Raw genomic sequence first — 25,684 nt, forward strand, 5'->3', positions numbered from 1 at the left:
TGATGGCCATTTTCATCGCACTATCGCGCCGGTTGGCGAACGACCATAGGCGACACTCGATGGTTTTCATGAGCGCCATGGCAAGCCTCCGGGGCATTCGATGATTGTTGTTGGTGTAGGGTCAGATTGCGCCGTTAACGGCCAGGATCTTTGACCAGCATCAAATTTCCGCGCAGCGGGCGTTGCCGTTTGTCCGCCCAGTGGTTCAGTTGATAAACATCAAATCTGCCAGGTGCGGGTGATGGATGATCCAGAAACACTTCCCAACCGCTGAGGTGCGCCATGGACAACCCGCAAAGACTCCTGCTGATCGCCTCGCCGCTGATGCGGCGCACCCCGGTCTACGACCGTGCGGCTGCGCTGGCCAAGGCCAAGGGCATGGCCCTGCATATCGTTGCTTTCGACTATCTCGAAGGCCTTGCCACGGCGGGCCTGGTCAACGACCAGGCACTGGCTGTGATGCGTGAAGGTTATGTACAGCAACACCGTGGATGGCTTGAAACCCAAGCGCTTTCGATGCGCCGTAACGGGGTCACGGTCACCACCGAAGTGGTATGGGTGCAGCATCCGCTGGACGAGATCCTCGTCCACCTGCGCGAGCAGCCGTTCGCCATGCTGATCAAGGCCTTCGAGCATGAGCCCTGGTGGGCGCGGGCGATGTTCACCTCGCTCGACATTCAGTTGCTGCGGGAAACCCGCATCCCCCTGCACCTGGTGCATCAGGCCAGCCACGCGCTGCCGCGCAAGATTCTGGCTGCCGTGGACCTGTCCCGCCCCGAGGACCAGTTTGAGGGGTTCAACGACCAGATCATCAGTGAAGCGCTGAAACTGGCATTACAGTGCAACGCCCAGATCGAACTGCTATATGCCTACGACCTGGGGTCCATGTACCTGGACTCAGGCGGCAGCCGCGAGCATTCGTTTCTGTTCGACTCCAACCTCGCCCAGACGCTGCACGAGGCGCAAAGCGAGGCATTCCAGGCACTGGCCGAACGCAACGGTATCGCCGCCGAACACCGCCACCTGCGGCTGGGAGACCCGGCCAAGGTGCTGGCGCTGTTCATGGACAACAATGATATCGATGTGCTGGTCATGGGCAGTTACCACCATCGCGGCATTGGCTGGTTCATCGGTAGCACTGCGGAGCGGGTATTGCATCGGTTGTCCAGCAGCGTGCTGGTGATATCACCAGAGCATTCCCAAGGCTGAGAGACAAGGCCCGAAAGGGCCTTGCTTTCAGGTGTGAAGATCGAGTTCGTGAAGGATTTCGCTGACATCGCCACCCAGGTAGCGGGAGGTGAACCCCAGGGTCTTGGTCAGCCGGTGCATGGCGTAGTTGTTCGCCAGGTCCCTGGAGATCATGCAGTGGAAGCCATTGCGCTTCGCGGCCGCGATCAGGTGCTGCATCAGCAGCCGGCCCAGCCCCTTGCGTTGCCATTCTTCATTTACGGCTACCGCGCATTCGCACTGGAGGCTGCCGGGAACACTGGCATACCGGCTGACCCCGATCTGGCGCAACTGGCCATCTGCATGGACCAGGGCAACGTAGGCTTCGCACTGGTGATGATCCACCGGCATATGCTGCGCATCCAGGCTCGGCACACCGCCACAGAGCCCGGCAATGAAGCGGAAACGCCGGGCCTCGTAGGCGATCGTGCTGAGAAAGCGGCGGTCCCTTTCGCGGTCTTCCTCGCGCAGGGGGCGGATCAGTACGGCAGAGCCATCAGAAAGCTTGTCGATCCAATACTCGCACGCGTCTGGCTTTTCAGTCTGCTGCCTGTTCATGTCGCCTCCCGGACACCTGGTCGATGCTTGCCAGAGCTGTTGTACCGTGCTGGGCGGCGCCGGTTCTGACAATCGTCAAGTTCCGGCTCGGATGGTGGTTTTCTGATCTGCATCAAGCGCGAACAGGCCTGCTTTCGGACAATCGCCTACATCATCACGCCAGCCGCGCAAGCCCGGAGGTTCGCCATGGGTCAATATCGACAACTGCTGGTGCTGCTCACCGAGCTCGATCCGCATTCGGCCGCGCTGCGCCGGGCCCTGGCCCTGGCGCATGTCAGTGGTGCCAGTGTGCATGTACTGGGCTTGTTCGAACCAACGCAGGAGCACCTGCTGCGCGAAGAGCGATTGAACGAGGCCGATATCCAGCGTCAGTTCGACCACTACGGTTTGCGGCTGGCGGGGTTGGTCGAGCGTCACCGTGGCAGCGGCATCGCTCTGACGGTCGACACCTTGCAGGCAGATGACATCCGCAGCCAGGCCATCGACTACATCAGCGAACTGCACCCCGATATGGTCATCAAGGACAGCGAAGTGACGCCAACCATGGTGCGCCTGTTCAGCACGCCCCTGGATTGCGCGTTGATGCGGGGCTTGAAGGGCATCACGCACTTCGTACCGGAGGCGGCGGTGTCGCTGCCCCGGCGCGTGCTGGTCGCCGTGGACACCTCCTTCAGCGAAACCCCCGAGGACCAGGCGTCCTTCAACCGCAGGCTGATTCGTGCAGCGCAGGCGCTGGCACTGCAATGCGATGCACAGCTGCACCTGCTCTCGGCCTACAACCTGGCGGGCGTGTTCGCCTCGGACATGAACGTTACCCAGGCGTGGATCGATGAGATGCGCAATGCCTTGAAGGAGCCGTTCGACACCCTGGCGGATGCCGAAGGGGTCCCGGCCGATTGCCGCCACTTCCTGGAAGGTGGCCCGGTTCAGGTGATTCGCGAGCAAGTCGCTGTGCTGGATATCGACGCGGTGGTCATGGGCGTCGTGCAGCCAAAGGGCCTGGACAAACTGCTCGGCGACACCACTGAACGCATCGTCAGCCGCCCGCCGTGCAGCGTCCTTGCGGTTCACCCTCAAGCGGCCGAAACCTTGGAGTCCTAGCCATGCAACTGACATTCCTCGGTGGTACCGGGACCGTGACGGGCAGCAAGTTCCTGTTGACCCGCGACAGCAGCCGCGTGCTGATCGACTGCGGGCTGTTCCAAGGCTACAAGCAACTGCGCCTGCGCAACTGGGAACCGCTATCGGCGGCGCTGCGCGCGCTCGATGCCGTGGTGCTGACCCACGCCCACCTCGACCACAGCGGTTATCTTCCGGTGCTCGCGAAGGAAGGCTATACCGGGCCGATCTACGCAACACCGGCCACCTGTGCCTTGGCCGAAATCCTGTTGCTCGACAGTGCCCGGCTGCAAGAAGAGCAGGCAGAGCATGCCAACCGGCACGGCTACTCGAAGCATTCGCCGGCACGCCCGCTTTACACCGAACAGGATGCAAAGCGTGCCTTGGCATTGTTGCGCCCTGTGGAGTTGCATCACCCGACCATGATTGCGCCAGGGATGGAGCTGCTGTTGCGCACGGCTGGGCACATACTCGGCGCGGCGACGGTACAGATCAAGGTCGACGGCCAGACCTTGGTCTTCTCTGGCGACCTGGGCCGGCCACAAGACCCGATCATGCGCGCGCCGGAACTGATCAGGACGGCAGACGTGCTGCTGGTGGAGTCCACCTATGGCGATCGCCAGCATCCAAGCGAATCGACCGAGCAGTTTCTGGCCCAGGTCATCAACCAGACTCTCCTGCGCCACGGCATCACCTTGGTGCCCTCATTCGCGGTTGGCCGGGCCCAGTTGCTGATGTATTACCTGTACAAGCTCAAGCGCGATGGCCTGATACCCGACATTCCGGTCTACCTCAACAGCCCGATGGCTACAGACGCAACCACCCTTTACCAGCAGTTCCGGAGCGAGCATCGCCTGACGTTGGCGGAATGCGCCGAAATGTGCAGGGGCACGCATATCATCCGTACCGTCGATGAATCCCGGCATCTGGATCAGCTGCGTGAGCCCGCGGTCATTATCGCCGCCAGTGGCATGGCGACCGGTGGACGAGTCTTGCACCATCTCAAGGCACTGGCACCCAACCCGCGCAACAGCATTCTGTTCTCTGGTTTCCAGGCCGGTGGTACGCGCGGTGCCGACATCGTCGCCGGTGCGCGCAGTGTCCGCCTGCACGGTGAAGACGTGCCTATCCGGGCCCAGGTGCATGCGATGGATAATCTCTCTGCGCACGCCGATGCCGACGAGATCATGGAGTGGTTGCGCGGTTTCGCCCGCCCGCCACGCCAGACCTATGTCATCCACGGTGAGCCGCACGCCGCCGACACGCTGCGGCGGCGGATCAGCATCGAGCTCGGTTGGCAGGTGTACGTACCCGAGTACCACGAAACGGTTGCTATTGACCCAGTGCGCTAGCCTGGGCCGGGAGGCTGTCATGGATACACAAGCAAGGGCGAAACTCCGGGCCTGGATGCATCGGCCACGGGGTAGCCTGGGGTTTATCGTGGCAATCTTCGCACTGCTCGTCGTGATCGCTGCCTACCGGTCGTTGAACCCGAACTGGCGCCTGCCGATGCAACATCCACTTATGCTGCTGGCCTTGCTCGCCCTGTGCGTGGCGTTGGGGTGGGTGGTGCAGCGTGGCGTGAAACGCACGGTAGGCAAGACCATATTCAACGGCCAGGCCACGGGCTGGCAGGCTCGGCTTGCCTTCCTGCGCTCGGTCACCCAGGAGTCGAACGTGCTCTTGGGCATGTTGCTGTTCCTGGCGTTGCTCGCTGGCGGCACGGTTTGGCTGGCGGGGCGCTCGGTGGACCGAATCGTGGAGAATTGCACAGACAGCCTGCAGGCCCGGGTGAACACCCCTGAGGATGAAAAGCTCACGGCATTGGTCGGCAAGCCGGTGTGTACCTGCCTGGCGCAAACGTTTCTGGACCGTAATGGGGTGATACGCCTGGCCTTGTTCGATACGCCGATGCGGGAAGTGAGCGCATACAAGGCGTTGACGGCAGACGATGAACAGCGCTGCCTCGAGCAGTTCGACCTGCTGCCTGAAGAGGCCCGGGCGACGCTGCCTTGAATGGCGGTAGTGCTTGCCAGTAGCTGAAACGACAGGCGCCCGTCGCGGCGCGGGAGGTTTCCATGTCGCATGATCTTGCTCGTCGCACCCTGTACCCCGACCGTGCTGAAGCCGGTCGCTGCCTGGTGGCGTCGTTGAGCCGATATGCCGGACGGGCTGATGTGATCGTGCTCGCCTTGCCACGAGGCGGCGTGCCGGTGGCTTACGAGGTCGCTACCGCCCTCAAGGTTCGCCTTGACCTGCTGGTAGTGCGCAAGCTTGGAATACCGTCGCACCCTGAATATGCCATGGGTGCGATCGCCGGGGGCGGGGTGAAGATTCTCAACGACGATGCACTGCGGGCTTACCCGGTCGATCGCACCTTGCTGGAAAGCGTGGTTGCCAGGGAAACCCAGGAACTGATACGTCGCGAGCGCGCTTATCGAGGTACCCGACCACCGCTTCGGCTCAAGGACCAGACCGTAATCCTGGTTGATGATGGCCTGGCAACCGGGGCCTCGATGATGGCGGCCATTCAGGCGACACGAGCGTTGTCCCCTTTGCGTATCGTAGTCGCGGTGCCAGTCGCGCCACCGGAAACGCTGGAGGCCATGTGGGGCGAAGTAGACGAGGTGGTCTGCCCGCTGGTGCCTGAGCGGATGGTTTCGGTCGGCTACTGGTACCAGGACTTTCCCCAGACGTCGGACGAAGAAGTCATCGCGCTGATGGACAAGGCCGGGCTCGCGGAGTCCTCCAGAGCGCGTGCCGGGGAGGCTGAAGATGACCATGCTCGCTAGTCGCGGCCCCCAAGCCTCTTCTCTTGAGGCTTGCAGGCCGGATATTCAGACACCGAACGGATAGGTTTCGTCTTCCGGTTCGAGGTGCTGTTGTTTCGGTAGTGGCAGGGCGTTGACCGGCTGGGTCTGTTCGATCCAGAGCATGGCATCGAATTGCTCGGCCAGCACTGCTTCGAAGTAATGGCTCAGCCGTTCGCTTTCCGGTCGGTAGATGACGCCGATCGCGCGCTCGAGCAGTGGCATGGACAAGATGCGACGCAACTCCTTGCGCTGTGGGTCTCGCCAGTCGGTCAAAGAAGCCGGTACGCCTGCCAGGCGGAACTGGTGCTCCCAGCTGTCCGACCGCGAAGGGCGGACGTCCTTGATCAGCATGTCGCCATCCCAGTCACTGGCGGCGGCCACTTGACCGCGGTCAGTGGTCATGCCGATCAGCACAGCCTCCTGGCCAAAGGCTTTACGGCACAGTTGGCCGATGTTGAACTGGCCTTTCCAACCCATTTCCGTGGCATCTGCGCTGCCGATGTGGGAATTGTGTGCCCAGACCACGGCTTTGGCGTGTGGCCCGCGATGTTCCAGCAGTGCGCGCAGGGTATCGAACATATGCCGGTCGCGCAGATTCCAGGAGGCGGTCGAGCCTCGGTAGATCGCGCGGTAATATTGCTCCGCAGCGATGATCACCCGTGCGTTCTGGGTGGCATTGAAGAACGCTTCGTCATTGCGGATCAGGCCCGACAGCTGTTCGGCCAGCATCACATTCAGTTGTTCTACCACAGGCTGCTCGCACGGCATGACGCCACCGCGCTCGACGAAGTGGCCGTACAGGGCCGGGTCATCCTGCCAGGGCGTCAGGCAACCATAACGGTGGCGCGCTTCGCGGGCCAGGTGCGGATCTGCCCGGTCCAGAAAGGCCAGCACTTCATGAATGGAGTTGCGCAGGCTGTAGACGTCCAGGCCTCTGAACTCCACGCGGCGCTCGACGGCCAGCAGGCGATTGTGTCCATGCAGCCAGTGGGCGAATGCCTTGACCTCGCTGTTGCGCCACATCCAGGTTGGGAAACGGCTGAAAATATGGCGCTTCCATGCCGAATGGGCCAAGCCCCGCACGTACTGGTCGACGTGCCCGGCATCCGGCCAGTCGGCTTCGACGGCCACGATGTTGAAGCCGTGCTGTTCGATCAACCGGCGGGTAATTGCCGCGCGGGCGCGATAGAACTCGCTGGTGCCATGGCTTGCCTCGCCCAGCATCACCACACGGGCGTCGGCGTAGCGGTCGAACAGCGCAGCGAAAGCGGGGGAGTCCAGGTCAGGCAAGGGTTCGGCGAATTGATGCAGCAGGGGGGCGATCTCAGCGCTGTCGACCTGGTATTGCTTGCCGTAGAGCTTTTCCATCAGTTTCCGCGAATTACCGTTCATGGATACCCTCCTCGTGCGGATAGGGCCGGAGGTCGTGGGGCTTGCAGCGGGCGGGGCAGCACGGTGGCTGCCCCAGGCGCTGGCGCAGCGGCGCTTCAGGTCAGGTTGAGGCGATGGATGACCTGGGCCGGATCATCCGGATCGGTAGTGGTGGTGAATCCTGCCGCCTTGGCCAGGTCGCGCATCGCCAGGTTGGCGGCTGAGTCGATCGAGTACATCTGCCGCAGGCCCTTTGCCCGGGCATGATCAGTCAGGTGCTTGAGCAACAGGCGGCCCAGGCCATGGTGCTGCCAGCTGTCGAGTACTGTCACGGCGCATTCGCATTCATCCTTGCCGGCAATGGCGGCATAACGCGATATGCCCACCTCCTGCAGCTCGCCGTCCACATGGGCGAGGGCGACATAAGCCGCTTGTCGGTCCTGGTCGACCGCCATCAACTGGTCGAGCATCGCCTCACCGGGCTCTTTGATCTGGCACAGGAAGCGAAAATGCCGCGACTGCGGTGACAGCCGTTCGATGAAGGCCCTCTCGCGCTCCCGGTCCTTGGCTTGCAGCGGCCTGATCAGTACATGGGTGCCATTGTTGAGGGCTTCGATCCAATGTTCGCCCGCAGGCTTGGGAAACGAGGGCGCGGTATGTTGACGGGAAGTATCAGCAGAAGCCATGGCAGTATCCTCGTGTGATTGAGATGGGGCGGTTGGGCGCTTGAATTTGTACTCCAGTTAATGCCATTGATGTTTTATTTCCAGCCATTGACTGTTTGAAAGCCATTTTTCTGCAGCTGGAAAGAATATGTTTTCCTCCGACTCCATGTGGTCGTAATATTTTTCGATATAGTCATCGACAGTGTCAGCGATAACTTTCGTGTCTTTTGCCGTAGCCGCTAATGTCTTCAATTGCCCAGCAATGCGCGCAAATGCCTGGTGATCTCGCTCGATATCCAGGATCCGCGGGTGGATCGGCGCCTCCGTGGCCAGCAAGGCTCGCCGAATGATTTCTTCATTCTCATGGTGGTGCCGCTCTGCATTGCTGTGCAAGGCCTCCAACATTTCGAACAAAAGCTTACAGTCATCAGTGGCATCGGGTTCATGCTTTAGCTTTTTCAGCAACTTCCTGATCTGGCTTATCTTATTGGCCATGTCATGATGATAGGCGTGAAGTTCGTTCAGTAAGGTATTCATGACACATCCTCTTCACGTTACCAGACAATGCAGATTTATAAGGCCCAGGGGCCTTCAGACAGGAACACGGGTTGAAGGCTGTCTAAGTCGAGCATGAGGGCAGCGCATTGGCCTGACTTGATCTTGATCAAGCTTTAGTGGGGCACCACCATGACCCTTGGTCAGTTGCCTCAGAAACCTCGGGCGAAGCGGCTAGCGTTTATAGAGCCCGCAAGAAAAAGCGGAGACATTGTCATGTCAGGCCCTGAAGATATGGGTATAAAGCCCCAGGTAAAGTGCCTTGCGTGCTCTTTGAGCCGACTTTGCCTGCCCGCCAGCCTAAGCGTCGATGAAGTGGAAAAGCTGGAGCGTATCATTCGCCGTAACCGCCCTTTGAAGAAGGGCGAATATCTGTTCAAGGCCGATGAGCCCATGGGGCATGTGTTTGCCCTGCGCTCAGGGGTCATCAAGAATTTTCTGATTGATTCCGAGGGCAACGAGCGGGTCACCGGCTTCGTTCTGCCGGGCGAAATCTTGGGGCTGGACGCTATCGGGGCAAGTCATTATCGGAGCAATGCGTTAGCGCTGGACGTTTCACTGGTCTGCTCGATCCGGCTGGACCAGTTGGTTGATCTGTCGGGGCAGATACCCGGATTGCGCTATCAACTGTTGCACATGCTCAGCCTGGGTATTCAAGGCAAGGACGAACACCTGCGCTGCTGCCACGGGCGAGCCGAGCAGCGCCTTTCGCTTTTCCTGTTGGGCATGGCGGCGCGTTATCAAGAAAGAGGTTTGCGTGCAGACGTCCTTAATCTGCCCATGTCGCGAGGAGATATCGCAAACTACCTGGACCTTACCCTGGAAACTGTCTCCCGGCTGTTCAGCCGGTTCAATCAGGCTGGGCTCCTGCAATGCGTTGGCCGGGAAGTCCGACTCATCGATCAACAGGGCCTGCTCAAGCTCAGTCGGATGGAGGAGGCGAATTGAGGGCCTCGAGAATCCTGTCATAACGTTGCACAGGCCCATTCAGAGGAAATTGACAATTCCAGGATGGACGCGACACATGGTCTGCCCGCAACCAGATACGCTGTATCGGGACACCTTTTTGCCAACAGATGCGCGCGGCATGCCTTGCCACCAAGGATGGCGCGCAGCAGTAGACAGTGTCCGGCTTGAAATCCTCCAGCTGTTCAGTCAGTTGACTCCAAACGCTTCTGCTGTTGCGCGGCACCGAGGTAAACGCTGAGATCCATGGCTTACATTCAGCGGGCAGGTGCTCCTGCTCAAAGCTTTCGTGCAACAGCCTCACCTCTACCCAAGGTAGCCAACAGCGAACCTCATCCAGTGTGCAAAGTAGCGCCAAAACCCCCTCACCGTGAGTGATAGCCAGCAGTCGCACAGTCTGCAAGGGCACCGGCCATGCGCTGCCCAGCGGGCCTGAGTACTCCAGCAGATCTCCGACCTTCAATGCCAGGACGCTGCGGGTGGCGACCATGAACCGACCTGCTGCGCCAGGCATGCTGATGTAGTTGCAGGTCCAGCGCTGGGTTTGATTCGCCAGTTGGCAATACTGGCCTGGCATCGCCTCGCTGCGTTGCGGGTTACACAGCATCAGGCGAAGGTACTGTATGCCGGGCCCCGGCAATGTTTCCAGCAAACGGACACACTCACTGTCATCCTGGTCCATATGCGCCTCGAACAGGTTTGGGCGGGCCACGTTCCATATAAGCTAAGCCCCTGCGATGGCAACACTTTGATCAGGATCAAACCGACAGAGGATGGTGGCCGCATCCTGATTGATAAAGGTCAAACGGGGGCTTGCCTGCCAGCGCAATATCGAGGCGTCTCCCAGGGAGGCATTACTCATTAGAGGAGGTCGCCATGTCCGAAACAGCGAAGAAAGTACCTGTCACTTCCGCAACCACCCAACCTGCCAAGGCTACGCCGCCAAGTACCGAGCCATCGGACCTGTGGCGCCCATTCCAGCAGTTGCGGCGTCAGATCGACAGCCTGTTCGACGATTTCGGTCGCCGGCCATTGCGCATGCCGTTCAGCCATACCCCGTTCGATGTCGAGCCATTCTGGCGCCGTGAACTGTTCAGCCATGGCATGCCGGCGATGGATATCAGCGAACTGGCCGATGAGTTTCGCATCAGCGCCGAACTGCCTGGTGTGGACGACAAGGACATCGAGATCAAGCTGGTCAATGGCAACGTTGTGATCCGCGGCGAGAAGCAGGAAGAGGTTGACGAAAAACGCAAGGAGTACCACTTGTCAGAGCGGCACTACGGTAGCTTCGAGCGGGTTTTCCAGCTACCCCGTGAAGTAGATGCGGAAAAGATCAATGCACAGTTCGCCAAGGGCGTGCTGCTGGTGCATCTGCCCAAGCGTGCAGAAGCGATTCACCCCGAGAAAGTGATTCCCATCACCAAATGAGCGACCCGGCCGCGTTCAGGAGCATGGACGCTCCCTTCTCGTGTTACAGCGCAACGGTGCTCCAACCAACTGCCCCAGGTGACCTTCGCAAGCCGTCCACTTGTAGCACTGGACGCCACACCCAGACGCCTGAACAGGCGCTATTTGGCTTTCCAGTATTTCTGCATTTCGAGGAACAGGAACGACGCGGTCCAGGTGATCAGCACCAGGCCTGTCAACGCTTGCAGGCCGGTGAGGTACTTCAGATGGCCGTTAGGCGCGATGTCGCCAAAGCCTATCGTGGTGTAGGTAGTGAAGGAAAAGTACACGCAATCCAGGAAGCTGCCGTCGAAGTTGCCACTGAGCGTGCCCCAGCCTTCGGCGTGAATCATCAGGTAATACACCAGGGCGAAACACCAGACCTCCAGCGCATGAGCCAGCAGCGCGCCGAATACGCCTGCGACGATCCGGAATCGGCTCCACAGTTTCAGCCGCGGTAGCCAGTCGTTCAGGCGCAGCAGGCATTCGTAGTGGATGATCACCACCAGGATCACCACCAGCATGTTGATCAATGTGACGGTGAGCATGGTCGGTACTCGGACTGGATCGGAGTGTCATTTGGCCGCATCGACCAGATTATAGGTGGCAGGGTCCTTGGCCACCGGCAGCAGCGCCGGGAATTCTTCCGGGGTGATGGTTTCCCTGGCCAACAACAGGCGTGCCCCAGTGTCCAGGTCGGCGCGTCGTTGCTCGAGCAAGGTCCGGGCACGGGCGTAAGCGTCTTCCAGCAGGCCCCGAATACCCAGGTCGATTTCGCGCGCGGTCTGCTCTGAGTAGTCCTTGCGCTCCTGGCGCAACAACGATTCGCCCAGGTAACTGGCCTGTTGGCGCTCCAGCACTGCCTGGCCCAGTTCCGTGCTCATGCCGAAGCGGGTGATCAGCTGGCGGGCGATGTCGGTGGCGCGTCCCAGGTCGTCGGCAGCCCCGGTGGACACCTGGCCGAATACCAGGCTTTCGGCGGCTCGTCCGGCCATCAGCACGACGATCCGGTCGCGGAGCATCTGCGCGCTGATCAGGTAGCGGTCATCGGTCGGCCGTTGCAGGGTGAACCCCAGCGAGCCAGCGGCCCTGGGGATGATCGACACCTTGTGCACCGGGTCCATCGCCGGCAGGCTGCTTGCGGCCAGCGCGTGGCCCATCTCATGGTACGCCACGACCTGGCGTTCATCGTCGCGCAGCACGTTGCCCTTGCGCTCCACGCCTGCCACCAGGCGCTCGACGGCAGCGGTGAAGTCCTGCAGCTCGACCCATTGGCTGGCACGTCGGGTGGCGACGATGGCGGCCTCGTTCACCAGGTTGGCCAGGTCGGCGCCGGTCAGGCCGGGGGTGATGTCGGCGATGCGTTCGCAGTCCAGGTCGTTCTTGTAGACGATCTTGTGCAGGTGCACCTTGAGGATCGCCAGGCGACCCTTGCGGTCAGGCCGGTCGATCAGGATCTGCCGGTCGAACCGTCCGGCTCGCAGCAGCGCGGGGTCCAGTATCTCAGGGCGGTTGGTCGCCGCCAGCAGCACGACGCCTTCGCGTGGGTCGAAGCCATCCAGTTCGGCCAGCAGTTGATTGAGCGTCTGTTCCTTCTCGTCATTGCCACCCAGGCTGCCGATGCCACGCATCTTGCCCAGGGCGTCCAGTTCGTCGATGAAAATGATGCAGGGCGCGGCGCGTCGGGCCTGGTCGAACAGGTCGCGCACCCGCGCCGCGCCCACGCCAACGAACATCTCGACGAACTCGGACCCGGAGATCGAGAAAAAGGGTACCGCCGCTTCGCCGGCGATCGCCTTGGCCACCAGGGTCTTGCCGGTGCCCGGGGGGCCGACCAGCAATGTGCCCTTGGGCACATGCGCCCCCAGACGGGCATAGAACGCCTGGTTCTTGAGGAAGGACACCACTTCGGTGAGTTCGCCCTTGACGTCGTCTATGCCCGCCACATCGGCGAAGGTGACCTTGATGTCACGCTCGACGTAGACCCGGGCGCGCGACTTCCCCACACCCATCAGACCGCCCAGGCCTTGTTTATCGGTTACCCCACGAAACAGGAAGAACCACAGCGCCAGCATCATTATCAGCGGCATGAGCCAACCCACCATGGCAGCCAGGTTGCTGTCCTCGGCTACTCCGGTGAAGGTCACGCCCGTGCGGCCCAGTTGCTCGCTCAGTTGCGGGTCGATCCGCACCGTGGAGAACATCGAGCGACCTGCGATGGGTTCCTGCAGCTTGCCCAGGATACGGTCGTGTTCGACCCGAAGGTCGCTGACCTTTTGCTGCTCCAGCAATTGCATGAACTGGCTATAGGAGATGGTCTGCACGGCCGCACGGTCGAATAGGCCGAACTGAATGGCGGCGAGCACGGAAAGCCCGATCGCCAGCAAGTACAGCTTCCAGGGCTGATCTTTGTTCATGACCATATCTCGTGGTGGGCAGCCGGGTCAGGCGATCAACAAGTAGTCTTCGACCTTGCTCACGTCCAGGCAGCGCGCTCGACCAATTTCCGTTCGCGAAGCAAATTCACCTTGGCTTCCAGCCCACCGTTGACGGTGTCGCGCAAATAAAGGTAGTTCGGGTGGTCTTCGCTATCCGTTGTAAAGGTGTGCTGAGATGCCCTCAGCCCATGTTTCTACCCCCCAGCGGTATTACGTGATTGACAAAGGTCAAAACCGGCGCGCTATCGCACGCTGGGCGAGATTGATAAATGTCAGGCTGCGCTGAGTGGCGATGCCGATACTGAGGGTGTCTTGGGCATGCGCGAGGGCACCAACATGCAACGCTATCTGCTTGCCGGATTGTCCAGTCTGCTGCTGGCATCGGCTTCGGGCTGTACCCCTTGGCACGCTGAAGAATACGACGCGCGCCTGGAGTCGGCCGAGAACAACGCGGCTACCGCCCGTTTGCGGGCCGACCAGGTGTGCTACCGCATCGACCTGGTCGAGCAGACCGCCAACGAGGCACTGCGCAGAGCGACCCAGGCCCAGGAACAGGTCCAACAGTTGCTGCAGCAGGCCAAGCGCAAGTGACCGCCGTGTCACGTCGATGGCTGGACCCAAGCCTGTTGCTGGTCTGCGTCCTGGCCTTGCTGCTCGGAGGGCTGGCCTATGCGGCGCAACAGCCGACCTGGGCTGCGCTGATCTGGGCCGCCGGCAGCGCGATCATGGCAGCGGTGCTGGCGGTGGAAATGGCCCGGCGCCTGGCCAGGCGTGAGGCGGGCATTGACCTGATCGCGCTGATGTCGATTGGCGCGGCCCTGGCCCTTGAGCAGATGCTGGTAGGCGCCGTGGTTGCGCTGATGCTTGCCTCGGGCCGTACATTGGAGACTCTCAGCTTGCGTCACGCCGAGCGCGAGTTGCGGGCACTGATCGACCGGGCCCCTCAGCGGGCCTGGATTCAAGAGCAGGATGGTTTGCGTGAGGTACCGGTGGACGAAGTCCGCGCTGGGCAGAGTGTACTGGTGCGCCTGGGTGAGATCGTGCCGGTGGACGGGTGGTTGCAATCCGAGCAGGCGACCCTGGACGAAGCTGCGCTGACTGGCGAATCGTTACCGGTTACCCGCCATGCCGGTGAGCCGGTGGCCAGTGGGGTGACCAACACCGGTGCGCCGCTGCTGTTGCTGGCCACGCATACCGCGGCGCAAAGCACCTACGCTGGCATCGTGAAGCTGGCCGAAGCGGCACGTCAGTCACGGGCACCTTTCATGCGCCTGGCCGACCGCTATGCGCTGGCGCTGATCCCGCTGACATTGCTCATTGCTGCGCTGGCGTGGTGGGCCAGTGGCGATGTGCAGCGAGTGCTTGCCGTGCTGGTGGTCGCCACGCCTTGCCCGCTGATACTGGCGGTGCCAATTGCCATCATCTCAGGTATTTCGAGGGCTGCACGGCGCAACATACTCGTGCGTGACGGCGAGGTGCTTGAAGCCCTGGCCGGCATCCGCCAGGTGTTCCTCGACAAGACCGGTACCTTGACCAGTGGTCATGCCCAGTTGCAGTCGATCGAACTGAAGGGGCAAGGCGCGCCGTTGCAGATGCTGCAGTTGGCCGCTTCGTTGGCCCAGTCATCGACCCATCCGATTGCCCAGGCCATCGTTCATGCTGCCCGCCTGCGCAACCTGACGCTGACCGCGCCCGAGCAGGTGCAGGAAAGCCCCGGCCAGGGGCTTGCCGGGATCGTTCAAGGCAAGGCTGTACGCTTGGGCGCCCTGGCCTATGTGCAGAGCGAGAAGGACGATGGCCAGTGGGCACAGGCACGTTTGCAGCAACTGGACTACCTGGCCAACAGCGGCAGTTTCGTGGCGGTTGACGGTGAGTTGAAAGCGGTACTGCGGCTGGCCGATGACTTGCGCCGGGAAACCCCCCAGACACTGCGCCGCCTGCGGGCGCGCGGGATCGAAAAGGTCGTCATGCTCACCGGTGACCGCCCGGAAACGGCGGAAATGGTTGCGCTGGCGGCGGGTATCGATGAGCTTCGCTCGGGGCTCTCGCCAGTCGACAAGATTCGCCTGGTGCAGGAGGGCTGCCGCATCGCGCCCTCGCTGATGGTCGGCGATGGCATCAACGATGCGCCAGCATTGGCGGCGGCCGATGTCGGGGTTGCCATGGGCGCTTCTGGCGTCACGGCCTCTGCCCAGGCGGCCGGTGTGGTGTTGCTGGTCGATCGTCTCGATCGATTGGTCGATGCCTTGGATATCGCCCGGTACGCCGTGTACATCGCCCGTCAGGGGGTATGGGTGGGCATGAGCCTGTCGTTGCTGGCCATGCTGGTTGCCGCCGCCGGCTACCTGCCCGCGCTGCTGGGGGCGGTGTTGCAGGAAGGTATCGACCTGTTGATCATCGTCAACGCCTTGCGTGCGCTGGGCCCCTTGACGCCCGGGCGACGCAGCGGGCTTGCCGTCGAGGACCTGGATCGGTTGCAGGATGAGCATCGGCAACTCGACGGGTTGCTGACGGAGCTGAGCCAGATGGCCTGCGATTTCGCCAAACGCCCCATCGAGCAGGCGCGGGACGACCTGGGCAAACTGGTCACCGGCCTGCATGACCTTCTGGAACGCCACGAGCGCGATGACGAGCGTCGTTTGTATCCGCTGCTGAGCCGCTTCATGCAGGGCGAAGATCCGCTCTCGGCGATGAGCCATACCCACCGGGAAATCTTCCGCCTCATCCATCTTCTTTCCCGCATGAGCCAGGATTTCAACCGGGCGGCAGCGAGCCCTGATGACATCCAGCACCAGCTGATACGCCTGGACACCTTGGCCAAGTTGCATTTCGACCAGGAAGAAGCCCTTTACCGGTATTTGGATCACCGCTGAGAGCATTCAGCGCCTGACAGGGTTGATAAAAATCAAGCGTTCAACTCCCCCCGAGGCAACCATGACCGATATCCCGGAAAAGCCAGCACCTTTGATGCAACCCCCGATCCCGATCATTGGAGGCTACCATGAGCCACTATCAACGCCTGTTGCTGATCCTGCGCCCGGCATTGTGCCAGTGCTGTGCCTTGGAACAGGCTGCCGCCCTGGCCAGGTCAAGTTCGGCAAGCCTGCACATAGTGGGTTTGCTGGAGTCGCTGGACAAGCTCAGGTTCCTGGAGACAGGTGACCCTCGGAGCGAGCGGCAGGCTTACCTGCAATCCCAGCAAGACCAGCTCGAGGCCCAGGCCAAGGTGCTACGAGCCTCGGGTGTGCAAGTGACGACGGAAGTCGCCTGGAGCAGCGATCTGCAGGCGGATATTCTCGAACATGCCCTGGAGATGCAGCCGGATGTACTGCTCAAGCAGGTCGAGCACGAGCCGGTGCTCAAGCGGGCCTTCTTTACCCCGTTGGACTGGCAGTTGCTGCGCCATTGCCCGATCCCGGTCTACCTGTTGGGCGCCGCCAGACCAGCCTTGCCTCGCCAGATCGTCGCGGCGGTGGACGTGGCCGATCAATCGCCCGAGGGCCAGGCGCGCAATAACAGCATCGTCCAGCAGGCCAATGCGCTGGCCTTGCAGACCGGCGCGCAACTGGACCTGCTGTTCGCCTGTGACCTGACCATGGCCTACATGGGCGACATGGGATATGGCGCCTGGGCCATTGGCGACGTCGGCGAGTCCTTGCGCCATGCCCTGGAGGACGATTTCAAGGCGCTGGCCGACCGCTACGGTGCGCCGGCCGAACGCAGGCACTTCCTGCTGGGCCGCCCGGTCGCGGTGCTGAGTGAATATGTCGAGACCCACCCGGTGGACGTGATCGTCATGGGCAGGCCGCTTGCCCGTGGGCTGGACCGACTGTTCGGCAGCACCACGGAGCATGTATTGTACCAGATACCCTGCAATATCCTGGCGGTGTAGGGCCATGCCTGGGGTTCATGCGCCCCAGCCCCGGCGGTTGGCAAGCAACTCGGCGACCAGGGCGCTGGTATCGACGATATCCAGCTGCTGCTGGCATCGCACGGGCAGGCGAAAGGGCGCGATGCTGTCGGCCACCAGTACCCGTTCGAATACCCCGCTGTCGAATAGCTCGCCACCAGTGGTGAACAGGCCATGGGTGGCAGCGGCCAGCATGCGGCTGGCTCCGGCCTGCCGGCAGGCCTGAGCTGCGCGCAGCAGCGTCTGCCCCGTACTGATCAGGTCGTCGAACACGATGACAGTGCTACCTGCCACGTCACCCACCAGGTGTTCGCCGCTCAGGCCCGCCTGCTGGCGGTGCTTTTCCATCATGGCCACAGATACAGGGCGCCCGAGCAGGTCCGCCAGAACCTGGCGAAACTGCTCGGCGCGTTTGATGCCGCCAATATCCGGCGACACGACCGTGACTGTCTGCTCACCGAGCAGCGGGGCCAGGTGTTGGGCGAACAGCTTGGTGCATTGCAGGTTCCAGCTCGGGATTCGGTAGGCGTTGTCGAAGGCGCTGGGGTTGTGTACGTCCAGCGCCACCACGCGGTCGACACCGATGCTTTCCATCAGGCAAGCCACATGGCGGGTGATGGTCGCATCCTGAAACTCCACCTTGCGGTCCTTGCGGCCATAACACAGGTAAGGCGTGACTGCTGTCACCTGGCTGGCACCGGCGTCCTTGAGCGCACCACAGAAGAACAGCAACCGGCACAGCTTGTCGTGTGCGCTGTGGTGCGCGTCGCCATAGAGCGAGTGAAAGACGATGACCGATCGACCGTCGACCGATTCGCCAGGCCAGCATTTGTGTTCTCCGTCCTCGTAGTCACGCTCTTCATGTGCTGACAGTGTCCAGCCCAGGCGTTGCGCCACGGCATTCCCATAGGCCTGGCTGCCTCGCAGGGCGAACAGTAACGGCGGTGTGTCATTCATGCCCTGCGCTCCATTGGTCGTACATAGCAACATAAGCTGAGTTGGACTGTGGGGTTTGACGTTTATCAAGTCGAGCATAGCCAGCAGGCGGACACTGGGCAGGTCAGAGCATGCCAAGGCCTGCGCACCTATACCCTGCACGGAGAGTACGCCAATGGACAAATACCAGAAAAGCCACAGTGACAAACTGGAGGTTGTGAAACCAGGCAGGTGATCGTTCAACCGTGGATCGCCAGAATGCTGGAGTGAACCTTGTACAGGGTTTGCTCTGTAGTACTGCCAACGACCTTGCTTACCCCCTCGTGGTAGAGCGTACCCATCACCACCACATCGAAGCCATGCTTGTTCGCGTAGTCGCTGACCACGTTACGGGCAGCGCCTCTCACCAGATGCAGATGATCTGGCTTGATGCCGTAGCGGCCGCCGAACGTCGCCATGCGCTCGCGCGCGCGACCAGATATTTCCTCTACCAGCTTGTCAGTCCAGGCCACGGGTGCGGCGGCATAGGCAACGAAGCTGGTGCTGGGTTCATAGGCCTGCAGCAGGTGCAGTTGCGCCTTGCATCGCTGTGCCAGTGCCTGTGCCCGTTGCAGGATGTGGTCGTTGAGCCTGTCGATCACCGGGTCGTGCTCGACAAGATCCACGGCGACAAGGATGCGCGCTGGCAGCTTGGTTTCAGCCTGGGCCACCAGGTGCATCGGGATCGGGCAACGGCGCAGCAGTTGCCAGTCCAAGGGGGTGAGCAGGGCACGGCTCAAGGCGGTTTCGTGCCTGATGTCCTTGATCACCATCTCCACCCGGTGCAGTTGGGCCAGCCGGATCAAGTCCTTGAGCGGGTCTTCATCGTCCAGTGTCTCGGCGTAGGCGGTAATGCCCAGTTCGCCCAGCGCCTTCACCTGGTCGGCGAGCCAAGCCTTGCGGTGCTCGGCGTCCTGCTTGCGGGCATTACTGCGCAGCACCTGGTCCAGGGTGGCCAGGCGTGAGGGCAGTTGACTGAGCACCACCAGGTGCAAGGTGGCGCCTGTCGTACTGGCCAGCGCCTGAGCACGCGTCAGGGCAGGCGAGGGGTGCAGGTCTGGATGGCAGATCAGTAGCAGTCGCGAGTAAGCGTTCATGATGGCCTCCACGGCGATGGCAGCCTCGATGAAGGCCCACCGGTACAGGCCAAGGGTGACGCACCGGGGCTTGATGGCCTTGATATTTATCAAGATTGGCTGAGCGGCAGCTTCGATAATGACAGCGGTGCGGCACCCCATATTCGCGCCAGGAGGTGGCTGATGAGCCCGTACCGCCGGATTCTTCTGGTCATGACCAAGGTCCAGGCCCATGCCGCGATGCATCGGGCCATGGCATTGGCTCGAGCGTCAGGTGCCTTGTTGCACGTACTGGGCATCCACGCCACCACTGAGCCTGGCCTGCCCGAGCCAGGGCAGCAAGTTTCACAACCTTCAGCCGCGTTCGCGCATTTCAGTGCCGGGCTCAAGGCATTGCTCGACGAGCAGGCGCCCGCAGGGTTGCACACCACCTTCGAAGCGCTGGAAAGCTCCATGGCGCGTGACCTCGTACCGGCGTGTATTGCACGCTTTGCGCCTGATTTGGTGATCAAGGGGCTACCCGCCAGTCGGGTACCTGGCCTGAACGACAAATCCTCGGTTGACCATGTGTTGCTGCATACCAGTAAGGTGCCATTGCTGCTCGTGCCTGCCGAGGCCAGCGCCATGCCCGCGAACATACTGGTGGCCGTGGATGTGGCCAAGGCGGACCTTGCGCAGCAAGCGCTGAACCATGCGCTGGTGGAGGCAGGCCGGCAACTGGCGAGCCCATGCAACGGCCAGGTCCATCTGCTGTCGGTCTACGATCTGCCGTTGGCCATGCTGGCCAATCCCGACCTGGCAGCGCCATGGGCGGAGCAAGTGCGCGAGTCACTCCAGCTACCATTCGATGAACTGGCCGATATCCATGGCATTCCCTATGCGCAGCGCTACTTTATCGAAGGTGCGCCGCTACGCGTCATTCAGTCTCTCGTCCCCACGCTGAAGATCGATGTGGTGGTGGTCGGCGTGGTGCAGCCCAGACGTTGGGCCAAGCTGATCGGCGATACTACCGAACGGCTCGTCAATCATGCCCCGTGCAGCGTTCTGACAGTCAGGCCCCCGTCAGCCGATTGATTCAGGCGGTATCGCCGGCTCGGCCGTGGCGAATCACTTCCACGCTGAAATCCGCTTCGAAAGGCGGCACATGACATTCGACGATGTCCTGCTCGGCGACTTGCAGGTGTATGCCCACGATGTGTGCATGCACGGGTTGGCGGCAGGCGTGACGGTCAACGAGCACCGCGCTGAGTACCCGTCGCGCCCCAAGCTCAGCCAGGTAAGCGCAGGTGCGCAGCAGGGAGTGCCCTTCGTACAGCACGTCATCGACCACCAACAAGGTGGTTTCGGCCAGATTCAGGTTGGCCAGCTCAGGGTTCTCGGTGAGCTGCGTATGGGCATGCAGGAGGCTGAGGTCGTCGGCGTAACGCTTGACCTTGATCGGGTAGAGCGGCAGTAGCGCGGCACTACCGGTCAGTTGCTGCAAGTGCAGTTGCAGGCGCCGCGCCAAAGGCTCACCTCGGCGTTGAATTCCCACCAGTACCAGGGGCTGCGCAGGCATCAGCGCCAGCGCCTGATACGCCATTGTACGCAGCACGCTATCGAGATCTTGTTCGTCATACAGGCGAACGCGTGAGGGAGCGGGGCGGTTCATGATTCTTGTCCGTAGCCGGCCAATGGTCATTGGCAAATTACCCTGCCACCGCCAATTGGACTTGATAAAAGCCAAGCACAGGTCAGTTCCATGACAATGCTTGCGGTCGATGTCGAGGGCATTGGGGCTGGCACCGCTCGATGCGCAGCGGTCTTGCAGGTTAATTACTTCAACTGTTGACCTAAGATAACTTCTGCAGCCTTTGGGATCGCCGCGCCACGGACGCAGTGGTAGCGTTTTTATACAGTCGTGTCGATCACGGTGGGTTGTCATGTATCAGAATCTGGCTGTCCTGGCTGCCTTGCTGGTGCTTTACGCCAACCTGGCCGGCGCGCTCGAATCCAGGCCCGTCAACGGGCCCCTGTTGTTCCTGCTGGCGGGCCTGGTGGCCGGCCCGGCCGGGCTCGGGTTACTGAACCTTTCCCTGGACCGCCATGACCTTCGGCTACTGGCCGAGCTTACCCTGGCGATCGTGTTGTTCAGCGATGCTGCCCATGCTGATCTGGCTCAGTTACGCCGCAACCGGAGCCTGCCGCTGCGCCTGCTGGCGATCGGCTTGCCGCTGACCCTGGTCGCCGGTTGGTTAGCTGCGTGGCTGATGTTTCCACGCATGCCCTGGCTGGAAATGGCCCTGTTGTCGACAATCCTGGCCCCCACCGATGCCGCCCTTGGCAAGGCAGTGGTGACCAACCCCCTCGTGCCAGCCAGCGTGCGTGAAAGCCTGAATGTCGAAAGCGGGTTGAACGATGGCATTTGCGTGCCGGTGCTGCTCTTGTTGCTGGCATTGTTGATGGAGAGCCGCTCGACGATGCCCTTTGCCCTGGGGGGATACTTCTTGTTTGAGGAGTTGGGTATCGGCGCACTGACGGGGGCTGTGCTGGCGCTGATGGTGGGAGGGTTGTTGCGTCTTTCGCAGCGCCGCTGCCTGCAGGTGGAATCATGGCAACAACTGGTAATGCCCGCCCTGGCGTTGCTGAGTTTCGCCAGTGCCCAGGCAATGGGCGGAAGCGGTTTCATCGCGGCATTCTGCGCAGGATTGCTTACGGGGTACCTGTTCAATCGGGAAACGCAACTGCTGCTCAAGACCGGCGAATCCTGCGGTGAAGCGCTTTCGCTGCTGACCTGGGTGGTGTTCGGTGCCTACGTTGCGCCCAAGGCCTCGCAAATCCTGTCGCCCTCGGTATGGTTCTACGCGCTGCTGAGCCTGTCGCTGGTGCGTATGGTGCCTGTCTGGGTCAGCCTTGCCGGGAGCGAACTGACTGCCGATAGCCGTCTGTTCATTGGCTGGTTCGGGCCGCGTGGTCTAGCGTCTATCGTTTTCGCTGTGCTGGTACTCGATGCACGGTTGCAAGAGGGCAGCACGATCATCGCCACGACTATCGCTTGCGTCGTGCTCAGCGTGGTATTGCACGGCATAAGCGCTGCACCTGGGGCCCGTCGGTTGGGACGCAGCGTTGGAAAGTGACGATCGGTTCTTCGACAGGCTTTCGCGGAGGTTGGCGCCATGCGTGAAAAAGCAAAGAAAATGGGCCTGGTCGGACTGACGACACTGGTCACGGTAAACATGATGGGGTCCGGCATCATCATGCTGCCGGCGAGCATGGCGCAGATCGGCGCTGTCTCGCTGTTGTCCTGGGTGATCACGGCCATAGGCTCGATGGCTATCGCCTACTGTTTCGCGCAATGCGGCATCTACTGCACGCAATCGGGTGGCATGTCTGCCTACAGTGAACAAGCCCATGGCAAGTCTGCTTTCTTTCTGTGCTCCTACCTTTACTTTCTGTCACTGATGATTGGCAACGTGGCCATCGCCATTTCCGCCGTGGGCTACCTCACGCCTTTCATTCCCTGGCTTGGCAGTGGCGGCGGGCCGCTACTGGCAGGAGCGGTGACGTTGATCTGGTTTACCACCTTGTCCAACCTGGGTGGCGCCGAGGTTACCGGTCGTATTGGCGCGGTCAGCGTATGGGGTGTCATCGTCCCGGTTGCCGGCTTGAGCTTGATCGGCTGGTACTGGTTCAGCCTCGCAACCTTCCAGGACGCCTGGAACCCAGGTCAAATGCCGGTGGCTCAGGCCATAACCAACAGCATTCCACTGACCTTGTGGGCGTTTCTGGGTATGGAATCAGCTGCGCAGAACTCCGACGCGGTGGAAAATCCGAAGCGCAATGTGCCTCTGGCATGCTTGCTCGGCACCTTGGGCGCGGCCGTGATCTATATCCTCTCGACCAGTGTCATCCAGGGCATCGTGCCGAATCCGGAGCTTGCCAACGCCAGCGCGCCCTTCGCCATGGTCTATGCACAGATGTTCAACGACTCCGTCGGCAACGTGATCATGGCATTGGCGGTGATCGCTTGCGTCGGTTCGTTGCTTGGCTGGCAGTTCACCTTGGCTGAAACCGCCAGGGTCACCGCCGGGCAGGGGCTTTTCCCAACGCTGTTTACACGCACCACGGCCCGTGGCGTGCCACTGGCGGGCATGCTGACCTGCGCGGTGCTGCAGAGCCTCATTGCCCTGTCGACGCTCTCGCCCAATGCCAGCGCCCAGTTCAGCAAACTGGTGAACCTGGCTGCCGTGACCAACATCATCCCCTACATCACCTCGCTGACCGGGCTGTTGGTGATCATGTACAAGGCCCAGGTACAGGCAGCCATTTTTCGCCGTAACAGCGCAATCATGGTGGTCGCGGTTTGCTATTGCTTCTACGCACTGTACGCCTCGGGCCTGGAAGCCGTATTCGGTGCGGCACTGATCATGGCGCTGGGTTACCTGCTGTTCGGCTTCATTGCCAAACGTTTCGTCAAGGCGCTGGACATGATCGGAGGTGCGCCATGAAGCGCGGATCGAAAGTGACCGGTTGGTGTCTTGTCAGTTTGCTGTCGTGCGCGTCAGCGGACAGCACCGTCGCCGCTGCCGACACGTTGGGCCGGTTACGCCAGGAGCAGGTGCTGAACCTCGGATTCATGGAGGGTTTCGCACCCTTCTCATCAGGCAGCGATCAGGCTCCGGAGGGGTATTCCATCGACCTTTGCCAAGCAGTCGTCGCACGTATTCGGGAATTGCCAGGGCTCGCTGGCTTGCAGGTGCGCTGGCACTCACTGGCAGAGCCAGAGGCTGTTCGGGCCGTGGGCAACGGGCAGGTCGACCTGCTGTGTACACCGATGGTTGAAACCAAAACCAGGCGAGGCACGTTGGATTTTTCCATTCCGGTGTTTACCTCCGGCCTCGCGGCTTTGGTCAGGCGCGATGCACCTGCCAGCTTGCTCAGCCCCCTCAGCGGTAGCACGGACAATACCGGCCCGCGCTGGCGCGCGACGATCAATGCAGGGCTGAGCAAGCACAGTTTTGCCGTATTGCGTGGCACCTTGAGCAGCCGCTGGGCCCATGAGCGGATTCGCCAGCTTGGCTTGCAATCCACGCTCGAGGAAGTGTCGACGTACGAGGAGGGGGTTCAGCGGGTGGCCGACCGCAAGGTCGACGCGTTCCTCGGAGACAGGGTGGTCCTGCTGGCCCACCAGGCCCGGCAAGCCGAACGCGACCAGCTGTGGGTTCCGGATCACCTGTTCGTCATGAGCCGGGTGGCGTTGTCGATGCCAAGGGGAGATGTAGATTTTCGCTTGTTGGTGGATACCGCCTTGAGCCAGGCCCTTTCGGGGCCGCAAGGTGAGGCGCTGTTCGTTCGCTACCTAGGTCCACAGTCCGCACAGGACCGCTTGCTGCAAAGCCTGTATCCGCTGCCGGACTAGTTGGCGGGGATGGTGATGACTGGTGTTTCCGGCGCGACGCCGGTTTCGGCAAGGGACAAGAGCACAAGGATGAACAGAAACTCGGACTTGGACCTCAGGTCGCGATCGTCTATCCAGAACCAGTGATCGCGATAGCGCACGGCCGCATAGGCATTATCTGGCTTGTGCTCGCTTGAGAAGATACGCACCAGTGGCGCGTCCCACTCGCTGGAAACCACAGGAAGGGCGGGCGCGGGGTTTGCCCGCCCTTCTTGCACATGGATGGGGGGGGCGTCGATGGTGGCGGCAATTTCCGAGAAGATCTCCGACATCGAGCGTGTCAGCAAGGCCACTTCGGAATCGTTCCGCTGCACCGAGCCGAAAGTGAGGTGCAGTACCTCCGCATCGGGTCGAAGGTGCAGCGACTGACGCACCAGCTGGCGGTCTTTTTCGACGATCTCCGACCTGGTGTCGGCAATCAGCAGCAGCTCACTGTCAGCCCCCGCACGTTGACTGATCCGCATACCCAGCTTTTCCGAACGCTGAATCCGCCGAAGTGCATCCAGCACCGCATAGAACTCGGGGTCTGCTGAACGTAGCCGAGACGGGGAGGTAGACCTGTTGTACAAGCCGTTTGCAGCACGCGTGGTCAGGTGCAGCACGCGATCGACCGGATAGCCCGCCTGAATCAGCGAGAATATCGCCGCTGGCGAAAGCGGCGTGAGCAGATAGCGGGAAAAGCGTTCACCGGATAGCGGTGTGTAGCTGATGGTAGGACGATCCGTATAAAGGCCCGAAGCGCCCAATGTCTGGCTGTTACCCTCGGCTGGTGAACCACTGAACCAACTTGCGGAAAGGTTTACCTGGCTTTGGATGGCCGTGGAACTGATCACCGATGACACCTCCAGATACACAGGGGCATCGGCGTAGCGCAACTTGACGATGTTCAACAGGGTCTGTTCTTTCCAGGTCGTGGCTATGACGGTCGCGTAATCGCTTCTATCGCGCTCGATAGTAGAGGGGCCGAGCGTGGAACAGGCGGTCAACATCAGTGTGGCCGCGACGAGAGCGGTTCTGTTGAAACGGAAGGAGCTTGAATGCGCAGTGGAAACACGATTTTCATTCATCTTCTTGAATCCAGATAAATGCAGTTGGGGCACTCCCGGGCATAGGCCATGGCAGTGC

General features: G+C 61.4%; 25 protein-coding genes. 14 read left to right on the forward strand and 11 right to left on the reverse strand.

Going from position 1 to position 25,684, the window contains the following annotated elements; genetic code table 11:
- The first annotated feature begins 282 nt into the window (after positions 1-282).
- Positions 283-1,209 carry a universal stress protein gene (locus WM94_RS22415; RefSeq protein WP_039612897.1) on the forward strand — a complete coding sequence of 309 codons (927 nt, stop codon included), beginning with the start codon at positions 283-285 and terminating at the stop codon, positions 1,207-1,209.
- A gap of 27 nt (positions 1,210-1,236) precedes the next feature.
- Here the strand turns inward: WM94_RS22415 and WM94_RS22420 are convergent, their stop codons facing one another.
- Entirely contained in the window at positions 1,237-1,785 is a 549-nt protein-coding gene (locus WM94_RS22420; protein ID WP_061552126.1) for a GNAT family N-acetyltransferase, read from the reverse strand.
- A gap of 186 nt (positions 1,786-1,971) precedes the next feature.
- Here WM94_RS22420 and WM94_RS22425 point away from each other — a divergent pair, with 186 nt between their 5' ends.
- The 4 genes from WM94_RS22425 (at position 1,972) to WM94_RS22440 (ending at position 5,696) form a co-directional block, all read left to right on the forward strand.
- The gene (locus tag WM94_RS22425) at positions 1,972-2,886 is read left to right on the forward strand and encodes a universal stress protein (RefSeq protein WP_061552127.1); all 915 of its coding nucleotides are present in this window, start codon (positions 1,972-1,974) and stop codon (positions 2,884-2,886) included.
- A 2-nt stretch (positions 2,887-2,888) separates the two neighbouring features.
- The gene (locus WM94_RS22430; RefSeq protein WP_023661504.1) at positions 2,889-4,256 is read left to right on the forward strand and encodes an MBL fold metallo-hydrolase RNA specificity domain-containing protein; all 1,368 of its coding nucleotides are present in this window, start codon (positions 2,889-2,891) and stop codon (positions 4,254-4,256) included.
- Positions 4,257-4,311: 55 nt separating this feature from the next.
- Complete coding sequence (locus WM94_RS22435; RefSeq protein ID WP_023661505.1) at positions 4,312-4,920, forward strand: hypothetical protein; 609 nt, start codon at positions 4,312-4,314, stop codon at positions 4,918-4,920.
- A 62-nt stretch (positions 4,921-4,982) separates the two neighbouring features.
- Positions 4,983-5,696: a phosphoribosyltransferase gene (locus WM94_RS22440; protein WP_003256832.1), complete on the forward strand. Its 714-nt coding sequence runs from the start codon at positions 4,983-4,985 to the stop codon at positions 5,694-5,696.
- A gap of 45 nt (positions 5,697-5,741) precedes the next feature.
- Here the strand turns inward: WM94_RS22440 and WM94_RS22445 are convergent, their stop codons facing one another.
- The 3 genes from WM94_RS22445 to WM94_RS22455 all read right to left on the reverse strand — a co-directional run bounded on the left by WM94_RS22445 (position 5,742) and on the right by WM94_RS22455 (position 8,290).
- Positions 5,742-7,109, reverse strand: coding sequence for an erythromycin esterase family protein (locus WM94_RS22445; RefSeq protein ID WP_061552128.1), 1,368 nt, complete (start codon positions 7,107-7,109; stop codon positions 5,742-5,744).
- Between the two features lie 95 nt (positions 7,110-7,204).
- A complete protein-coding gene (locus WM94_RS22450) occupies positions 7,205-7,774 on the reverse strand; it encodes a GNAT family N-acetyltransferase (protein ID WP_061552129.1) in 570 nt (189 codons plus the stop codon).
- Positions 7,775-7,831: 57 nt separating this feature from the next.
- Positions 7,832-8,290: a hemerythrin domain-containing protein gene (locus WM94_RS22455; RefSeq protein WP_023663333.1), complete on the reverse strand. Its 459-nt coding sequence runs from the start codon at positions 8,288-8,290 to the stop codon at positions 7,832-7,834.
- Positions 8,291-8,524: 234 nt separating this feature from the next.
- Here WM94_RS22455 and WM94_RS22460 point away from each other — a divergent pair, with 234 nt between their 5' ends.
- Positions 8,525-9,256 carry a helix-turn-helix domain-containing protein gene (locus WM94_RS22460; RefSeq protein WP_061552130.1) on the forward strand — a complete coding sequence of 244 codons (732 nt, stop codon included), beginning with the start codon at positions 8,525-8,527 and terminating at the stop codon, positions 9,254-9,256.
- Here WM94_RS22460 and WM94_RS22465 read toward each other — a convergent pair.
- Positions 9,231-9,956, reverse strand: a complete 726-nt coding sequence (locus tag WM94_RS22465) for a hypothetical protein (RefSeq protein ID WP_061552131.1) — start codon at positions 9,954-9,956, stop codon at positions 9,231-9,233. The two genes, WM94_RS22460 and WM94_RS22465, sit on opposite strands and share 26 nt — an antisense overlap.
- Before the next feature lie 194 nt (positions 9,957-10,150).
- On the opposite strand from WM94_RS22465, the gene WM94_RS22470 reads away from it, so the two are divergent.
- Positions 10,151-10,705: an Hsp20/alpha crystallin family protein gene (locus tag WM94_RS22470; protein ID WP_061552132.1), complete on the forward strand. Its 555-nt coding sequence runs from the start codon at positions 10,151-10,153 to the stop codon at positions 10,703-10,705.
- Between the two features lie 140 nt (positions 10,706-10,845).
- Here WM94_RS22470 and WM94_RS22475 read toward each other — a convergent pair whose 3' ends face one another.
- Together WM94_RS22475 and ftsH are read right to left on the reverse strand one after the other, a co-directional pair.
- Positions 10,846-11,271 carry a potassium channel family protein gene (locus WM94_RS22475; protein WP_003256841.1) on the reverse strand — a complete coding sequence of 142 codons (426 nt, stop codon included), beginning with the start codon at positions 11,269-11,271 and terminating at the stop codon, positions 10,846-10,848.
- Positions 11,272-11,298: 27 nt separating this feature from the next.
- Positions 11,299-13,140, reverse strand: coding sequence for an ATP-dependent zinc metalloprotease FtsH (gene ftsH / locus WM94_RS22480; RefSeq protein ID WP_061552133.1), 1,842 nt, complete (start codon positions 13,138-13,140; stop codon positions 11,299-11,301).
- 357 nt (positions 13,141-13,497) lie between these two features.
- On the opposite strand from ftsH, the gene WM94_RS22485 reads away from it, so the two are divergent.
- The 3 genes from WM94_RS22485 (at position 13,498) to WM94_RS22495 (ending at position 17,053) form a co-directional block, all read left to right on the forward strand.
- A complete protein-coding gene (locus WM94_RS22485; RefSeq protein ID WP_024086880.1) occupies positions 13,498-13,752 on the forward strand; it encodes a hypothetical protein in 255 nt (84 codons plus the stop codon).
- Between the two features lie 5 nt (positions 13,753-13,757).
- A complete protein-coding gene (locus WM94_RS22490; protein WP_061552214.1) occupies positions 13,758-16,034 on the forward strand; it encodes a heavy metal translocating P-type ATPase in 2,277 nt (758 codons plus the stop codon).
- A 128-nt stretch (positions 16,035-16,162) separates the two neighbouring features.
- A complete protein-coding gene (locus tag WM94_RS22495; RefSeq protein WP_061305639.1) occupies positions 16,163-17,053 on the forward strand; it encodes a universal stress protein in 891 nt (296 codons plus the stop codon).
- A 15-nt stretch (positions 17,054-17,068) separates the two neighbouring features.
- Here WM94_RS22495 and WM94_RS22500 read toward each other — a convergent pair whose 3' ends face one another.
- Together WM94_RS22500 and WM94_RS22505 are read right to left on the reverse strand one after the other, a co-directional pair.
- Positions 17,069-18,028, reverse strand: coding sequence for a ribose-phosphate pyrophosphokinase (locus tag WM94_RS22500; RefSeq protein ID WP_061552134.1), 960 nt, complete (start codon positions 18,026-18,028; stop codon positions 17,069-17,071).
- Between the two features lie 218 nt (positions 18,029-18,246).
- Positions 18,247-19,236 carry a universal stress protein gene (locus tag WM94_RS22505; RefSeq protein WP_061552215.1) on the reverse strand — a complete coding sequence of 330 codons (990 nt, stop codon included), beginning with the start codon at positions 19,234-19,236 and terminating at the stop codon, positions 18,247-18,249.
- A gap of 69 nt (positions 19,237-19,305) precedes the next feature.
- Here WM94_RS22505 and WM94_RS22510 point away from each other — a divergent pair, with 69 nt between their 5' ends.
- Complete coding sequence (locus WM94_RS22510) at positions 19,306-20,196, forward strand: universal stress protein (RefSeq protein ID WP_061552135.1); 891 nt, start codon at positions 19,306-19,308, stop codon at positions 20,194-20,196.
- A 1-nt stretch (position 20,197) separates the two neighbouring features.
- Here the strand turns inward: WM94_RS22510 and WM94_RS22515 are convergent, their stop codons facing one another.
- Positions 20,198-20,773, reverse strand: a complete 576-nt coding sequence (locus tag WM94_RS22515; RefSeq protein WP_061552136.1) for a phosphoribosyltransferase family protein — start codon at positions 20,771-20,773, stop codon at positions 20,198-20,200.
- A gap of 271 nt (positions 20,774-21,044) precedes the next feature.
- Between WM94_RS22515 and WM94_RS22520 the strand changes: the two genes are divergently transcribed.
- Genes WM94_RS22520 through WM94_RS22530 form a run of 3 tightly spaced genes read left to right on the forward strand, consistent with a single transcriptional unit; the run spans position 21,045 to position 24,520 of the window.
- Positions 21,045-22,238, forward strand: coding sequence for a sodium:proton antiporter (locus WM94_RS22520; RefSeq protein ID WP_023662718.1), 1,194 nt, complete (start codon positions 21,045-21,047; stop codon positions 22,236-22,238).
- A 39-nt stretch (positions 22,239-22,277) separates the two neighbouring features.
- On the forward strand, positions 22,278-23,609 hold the full coding sequence (gene potE / locus WM94_RS22525) for a putrescine-ornithine antiporter (RefSeq protein ID WP_039612910.1): 1,332 nt from the start codon (positions 22,278-22,280) through the stop codon (positions 23,607-23,609).
- Positions 23,606-24,520 (forward strand): transporter substrate-binding domain-containing protein, encoded by a 915-nt coding sequence (locus WM94_RS22530; RefSeq protein WP_082810613.1) that lies wholly within the window; start codon positions 23,606-23,608, stop codon positions 24,518-24,520. Before potE ends, WM94_RS22530 begins: the two co-directional genes overlap by 4 nt.
- Here the strand turns inward: WM94_RS22530 and WM94_RS22535 are convergent.
- Positions 24,517-25,626, reverse strand: a complete 1,110-nt coding sequence (locus WM94_RS22535; RefSeq protein ID WP_061552137.1) for a hypothetical protein — start codon at positions 25,624-25,626, stop codon at positions 24,517-24,519. The genes WM94_RS22530 and WM94_RS22535 overlap by 4 nt on opposite strands.
- Positions 25,627-25,684 lie beyond the last annotated feature (58 nt).

It is taken from the genome of Pseudomonas sp. ABFPK, assembly GCF_001586765.1.
Lineage (GTDB): Bacteria > Pseudomonadota > Gammaproteobacteria > Pseudomonadales > Pseudomonadaceae > Aquipseudomonas > Aquipseudomonas asiatica.

Bases quoted from the DNA above. Each gene is read 5' to 3' on its own strand.
- WM94_RS22415 (WP_039612897.1), top strand. From the start codon at position 283: ATGGACAACCCGCAAAGACTCCTGCTGATCGCCTCGCCGCTGATGCGG.
- WM94_RS22420 (WP_061552126.1), bottom strand. From the start codon at position 1,785: ATGAACAGGCAGCAGACTGAAAAGCCAGACGCGTGCGAGTATTGGATC.
- WM94_RS22425 (WP_061552127.1), top strand. From the start codon at position 1,972: ATGGGTCAATATCGACAACTGCTGGTGCTGCTCACCGAGCTCGATCCG.
- WM94_RS22430 (WP_023661504.1), top strand. From the start codon at position 2,889: ATGCAACTGACATTCCTCGGTGGTACCGGGACCGTGACGGGCAGCAAG.
- WM94_RS22435 (WP_023661505.1), top strand. From the start codon at position 4,312: ATGCATCGGCCACGGGGTAGCCTGGGGTTTATCGTGGCAATCTTCGCA.
- WM94_RS22440 (WP_003256832.1), top strand. From the start codon at position 4,983: ATGTCGCATGATCTTGCTCGTCGCACCCTGTACCCCGACCGTGCTGAA.
- WM94_RS22445 (WP_061552128.1), bottom strand. From the start codon at position 7,109: ATGAACGGTAATTCGCGGAAACTGATGGAAAAGCTCTACGGCAAGCAA.
- WM94_RS22450 (WP_061552129.1), bottom strand. From the start codon at position 7,774: ATGGCTTCTGCTGATACTTCCCGTCAACATACCGCGCCCTCGTTTCCC.
- WM94_RS22455 (WP_023663333.1), bottom strand. From the start codon at position 8,290: ATGAATACCTTACTGAACGAACTTCACGCCTATCATCATGACATGGCC.
- WM94_RS22460 (WP_061552130.1), top strand. From the start codon at position 8,525: ATGTCAGGCCCTGAAGATATGGGTATAAAGCCCCAGGTAAAGTGCCTT.
- WM94_RS22465 (WP_061552131.1), bottom strand. From the start codon at position 9,956: ATGGACCAGGATGACAGTGAGTGTGTCCGTTTGCTGGAAACATTGCCG.
- WM94_RS22470 (WP_061552132.1), top strand. From the start codon at position 10,151: ATGTCCGAAACAGCGAAGAAAGTACCTGTCACTTCCGCAACCACCCAA.
- WM94_RS22475 (WP_003256841.1), bottom strand. From the start codon at position 11,271: ATGCTCACCGTCACATTGATCAACATGCTGGTGGTGATCCTGGTGGTG.
- ftsH (WP_061552133.1), bottom strand. From the start codon at position 13,140: ATGAACAAAGATCAGCCCTGGAAGCTGTACTTGCTGGCGATCGGGCTT.
- WM94_RS22485 (WP_024086880.1), top strand. From the start codon at position 13,498: ATGCAACGCTATCTGCTTGCCGGATTGTCCAGTCTGCTGCTGGCATCG.
- WM94_RS22495 (WP_061305639.1), top strand. From the start codon at position 16,163: ATGAGCCACTATCAACGCCTGTTGCTGATCCTGCGCCCGGCATTGTGC.
- WM94_RS22500 (WP_061552134.1), bottom strand. From the start codon at position 18,028: ATGAATGACACACCGCCGTTACTGTTCGCCCTGCGAGGCAGCCAGGCC.
- WM94_RS22510 (WP_061552135.1), top strand. From the start codon at position 19,306: ATGAGCCCGTACCGCCGGATTCTTCTGGTCATGACCAAGGTCCAGGCC.
- WM94_RS22515 (WP_061552136.1), bottom strand. From the start codon at position 20,773: ATGAACCGCCCCGCTCCCTCACGCGTTCGCCTGTATGACGAACAAGAT.
- WM94_RS22520 (WP_023662718.1), top strand. From the start codon at position 21,045: ATGTATCAGAATCTGGCTGTCCTGGCTGCCTTGCTGGTGCTTTACGCC.
- potE (WP_039612910.1), top strand. From the start codon at position 22,278: ATGCGTGAAAAAGCAAAGAAAATGGGCCTGGTCGGACTGACGACACTG.
- WM94_RS22530 (WP_082810613.1), top strand. From the start codon at position 23,606: ATGAAGCGCGGATCGAAAGTGACCGGTTGGTGTCTTGTCAGTTTGCTG.
- WM94_RS22535 (WP_061552137.1), bottom strand. From the start codon at position 25,626: ATGAATGAAAATCGTGTTTCCACTGCGCATTCAAGCTCCTTCCGTTTC.